At 45.5% G+C, this 3,665-nt stretch carries 5 protein-coding genes; 2 read left to right on the top strand and 3 right to left on the bottom strand.

Annotation, left to right across the window (positions count from 1 at the left end):
* Positions 1–95, bottom strand: a 95-nt coding sequence (locus RMO84_RS21345) for a DnaJ domain-containing protein (RefSeq protein ID WP_396135825.1), incomplete at its 3' end; no start/stop codon positions are given.
* A gap of 151 nt (positions 96–246) precedes the next feature.
* Here RMO84_RS21345 and RMO84_RS10250 point away from each other — a divergent pair.
* Positions 247–888 carry a hypothetical protein gene (locus RMO84_RS10250; protein ID WP_310488365.1) on the top strand — a complete coding sequence of 214 codons (642 nt, stop codon included), beginning with the start codon at positions 247–249 and terminating at the stop codon, positions 886–888.
* Between the two features lie 87 nt (positions 889–975).
* Complete coding sequence (ligA, locus tag RMO84_RS10245) at positions 976–3,006, top strand: NAD-dependent DNA ligase LigA (protein ID WP_310488364.1); 2,031 nt, start codon at positions 976–978, stop codon at positions 3,004–3,006.
* A gap of 6 nt (positions 3,007–3,012) precedes the next feature.
* On the opposite strand, the gene RMO84_RS10240 is transcribed toward ligA, so the two are convergent.
* A complete protein-coding gene (locus RMO84_RS10240) occupies positions 3,013–3,273 on the bottom strand; it encodes a type II toxin-antitoxin system RelE/ParE family toxin (protein ID WP_310488363.1) in 261 nt (86 codons plus the stop codon).
* Positions 3,266–3,544 (bottom strand): hypothetical protein, encoded by a 279-nt coding sequence (locus RMO84_RS10235; protein WP_310488362.1) that lies wholly within the window; start codon positions 3,542–3,544, stop codon positions 3,266–3,268. The genes RMO84_RS10240 and RMO84_RS10235 overlap by 8 nt, the downstream gene beginning before the upstream one ends.
* Between the last annotated feature and the right edge of the window lie 121 nt (positions 3,545–3,665).

The following is a 3,665-nucleotide window of genomic DNA, read 5'->3' as shown; positions in this document are numbered from 1 at the left end:
TCGGGATGATGATTGCCAGCAGCTTGGCGGTAGGCGGACTTAATTTGAGTGAGCGATGCATGCGGCGGTACGCCGAGAATTTGGTAAGGGTTCATACCTGATGAGCCGATGTGTGCAGCCAACTCTCGACGGCGCACATTCTAACACGATCTATATTGACGTTCTACAGCAACAGATCGAGTCTTGTGGAATCGATCGAGCACAGTAACATAAAAGTACCATTGAATAGAGATCGAGGTTTAAGCATTGAAATCTGCAAACGATCGAGCCAGATTCAGATCGAAACAGCTAATATTTATGGGGTTATGGACGGCGATCTCGCCGATGTGCCTAGCGGTAAGTGGTGGTGTCTTTTGGCTGACTCAGCTTCGTTGGTATCCCACTTCCGATCTGCGGATCTCGATCGCAATTTATCTCAGCTATTGGTTGCTGCTGGGAATGTTACAAGGAGCGTTACTTTTTAAGTTTCAATACCAGGAATTAGCCTATGAGTGGTTTTGGACAACGAGTGTCACTGGATTCTCGATTATGTTTCTCCACGATCTGCATACTCTAGTTTTTGGTATTAATACAGTCGGTGACAATGGCTTATTCTATCTAATCTTCAGTCTACCGTGTGTAGCCCTAGTGGGTAGCCCGATATTAGGGTTTGCTCAATTTCAATTGCTTCAACGCGATCTAAGGCCAACAATTAGCTTTCGTTGCTATTGGGTAGTAATCAGCCTCATATCGTGGATTTCCACTGTTGTAGTGCTTTTCTCACCATACTTACAAGAAAATTCATCACCATTAAGAAATCCAATATTTGTCTTTGTCATCCTCTTTCTAACTGTTACTGCGGGAACTGCGCTCAAAGGTTATGGTGTGATGAAGCATTTGCGAATATAGACGAGTCTTGTGGAATCGTTGGCAAAGCCTCTCGACAAGAGAATCGAGTTCTTGTAATATAAAAATACTATTGAGCAGCAATCGACCGTGACACCTGAAATCCGCACCCGCACCCAAAAACTTCGCGAAAAACTCCAGGCGGCTGGCTATGCCTACTACGTGCTCGACAATCCCGTCATGGAAGATGCCGTGTATGACAGGTTATATCGGGAACTGCAAGATTTAGAGAGTCAATATCCCGAACTGATAACTGCCGATAGCCCCACCCAGCGCGTCGGCGAACGTCCGGCTGCGGGGTTTGTTTCGGTCAAACATAATATCTCGCTCTACAGCCTGGAGAATGCGTTTGACATGGCAGAATTTGCCAAGTGGGAAGCGGGTTGGCAGCGGAATATGGGGAGTAAGGACAATGCAGCATATATCTGCGAACTGAAGATCGATGGTTCGGCGATCGCGCTGACATACGAGAATGGATTATTAGTACGCGGCGCGACGCGGGGCGATGGGGATACGGGGGAAGATATCACTCAGAATGTCAAAACTATTCGATCGATTCCGCTCAAGTTAAACATCGCCAACCCGCCACCAGTCGTCGAAGTGCGCGGTGAGGCATTTTTACCGATTGCTGTATTCGACAAGCTCAATCAGGAACGCGCCCAAGCAGGCGAGCAGTTGCTTGCCAATCCCCGCAATGCAGCGGCGGGAGCATTACGCCAACTAGATCCTAAAATGGTCGCCCAGCGGCAACTAGATTTTTTTGCTTATACGCTCCAGATTCCGACGACGACCCCGCAGACGGAAATCCACAGCCATTTAGAATCGCTAGAAATGCTCGAACGGATGGGTTTTAAAGTCAATCCCCATCGCGAATTATGTGCGGATGCTGGGAAAGTTGGTGAATATTACGATCGCTGGAATATCGACAGGTTAAACCTTCAATACATGACTGATGGTGTGGTTGTCAAAATTAATGACTTCGCATTCCAACAAGAACTCGGCTTTACCAATAAATTTCCCCGTTGGGCAGTCGCGCTCAAATATCCCGCCGAAGAAGCACCGACGCGAGTGCTAGATATCAGTGTCAATGTCGGCAGAACTGGGGCAATTACGCCCTTGGCGCACCTCGAACCCGTGCAATTGGGGGGAACCACCGTGCAACGGGCGACGCTCCATAATGGCGATCTCATCGACCAATTAGACATCAGAATCGGTGATACGGTAATCGTCTGCAAAGCTGGTGAAATTATCCCCAAAGTCGTGCGGGTATTAACCGATCTGCTTCCGGCTGGTACCTCTGCTTTTAAAATGCCGACCAATTGCCCAGTGTGCGATTCGGTAGTAGTTAAGTCAGAAAAAGAAGCAGTATTGCGCTGCAATAATCCAAGCTGTGCGGCAATTCTCAAGGGGTCATTAGTACATTGGGTGAGTCGCGATGCGCTCGATATTAATGGCGTGGGTGAAAAGTTAATCGAGCAATTAGTCGATCGCAAGTTTGTCAATTCAGTTGCCGATTTATACGATCTAACTGTCGAAAAGTTGATGACTTTGGAACGCACGGGTGAGAAGTCAGCACAGAAAACGATCGACGGTATTGCTAGTTCTAAATCTCGTCCGTGGTCGCGGGTACTATATGGTTTAGGTATTCGGCAAATTGGTAATAATGGGGCAAATATTATCACCGAAAGATTCCCCTCGATCGAGTTATTATTACAAGCCTCGATCGACGATCTGCAAGATATTCGAGATGTCGGATTAGAAACGGCGCAATCGGTTTACAATTGGCTCCAACAGCCGGAGAATATCGCCTTAATCGATCGACTTAAAGCGGCAGGACTGCAGTTCGAGCGATCGGTAGAAGATAGTAATAATTCTACTCTCAGTGACATATTTGCCGAGAAAACTTTCGTAATTACGGGTACTTTGCCGACATTAAAGCGCGATGAAGCGAGAGATTTGATTCAGAGTCACGGCGGTAAAGTTTCAGATTCAATTAGTGCCAAAACTGATTATCTGTTAGCTGGTGAAAAGGCAGGCTCGAAGTTAGCAAAGGCAGAGAAGTTGGGGATTAAGGTGATATCTGAAGTAGAGTTAATAGAGTTATTAAGTCAGTCAGTATAGATACGTCTAATCATATGCTTCGCTACGATAGACGATTGCCACAACAAATACTCGGATAACTTCTTCATCTACCGAGTAAATAACTCGATAGTCCCCAATTCGATAGCGATAGTATCCAGAAAAATCTCCTTTGAGGGCTTTAACATTGGGATGAAACAAAGGTGTTTGTTCTAACTGTAATAAGCATCGAGCAATTTTCTTAGCAAGTGCTTTGTCTGCATTAATATAGACATCTTGAGCATCAGGATGCAGTATTACTTCATACATCACTACGAAGATTTCTCCAGTTCGTATATTGGCTTTTAGGAGTTAATTGATTTTGTTGAATTCTTTCTAACAAACCAGGAATTGCCAAGAGATCCTGGGTAGCTGCTTCACTTTCTGTATTAGCTAGATAAGCGGCGAAATCAGCAACTACCTTCAATCTTTCTGGCGATAGTTGTTGGAGCGATCGATTGAGTTGTTGTTGTAGCTCTGTAACAGTTTCCAAAACTGTTTGCGCTCGATCGTCCATCGGAGAATTATCGATAGTATTCATCCTTGTTTTCTCGACTTTAATATTTATTGTCTATTCTAAAGCATCGAGCCTATTTAGCAGCATGGATTACGACACTTAAATATTGAGTCAAAGTCAGCGGATCGACGCCGAGATCGCCGCG

Origin of the sequence: Chamaesiphon sp. VAR_69_metabat_338, assembly GCF_031423935.1 — a bacterium.
In the GTDB taxonomy this organism is placed as follows: Bacteria; Cyanobacteriota; Cyanobacteriia; order Cyanobacteriales; family Chamaesiphonaceae; genus Chamaesiphon.
This window is presented reverse-complemented; position numbering and strand designations above follow the sequence as displayed.

What these genes read in the sequence shown, in the direction of transcription:
- RMO84_RS10240 (WP_310488363.1), bottom strand. Translation starts at nt 3,273, where the DNA reads ATGTATGAAGTAATACTGCATCCTGATGCTCAAGATGTCTATATTAAT.
- RMO84_RS10235 (WP_310488362.1), bottom strand. Translation starts at nt 3,544, where the DNA reads ATGAATACTATCGATAATTCTCCGATGGACGATCGAGCGCAAACAGTT.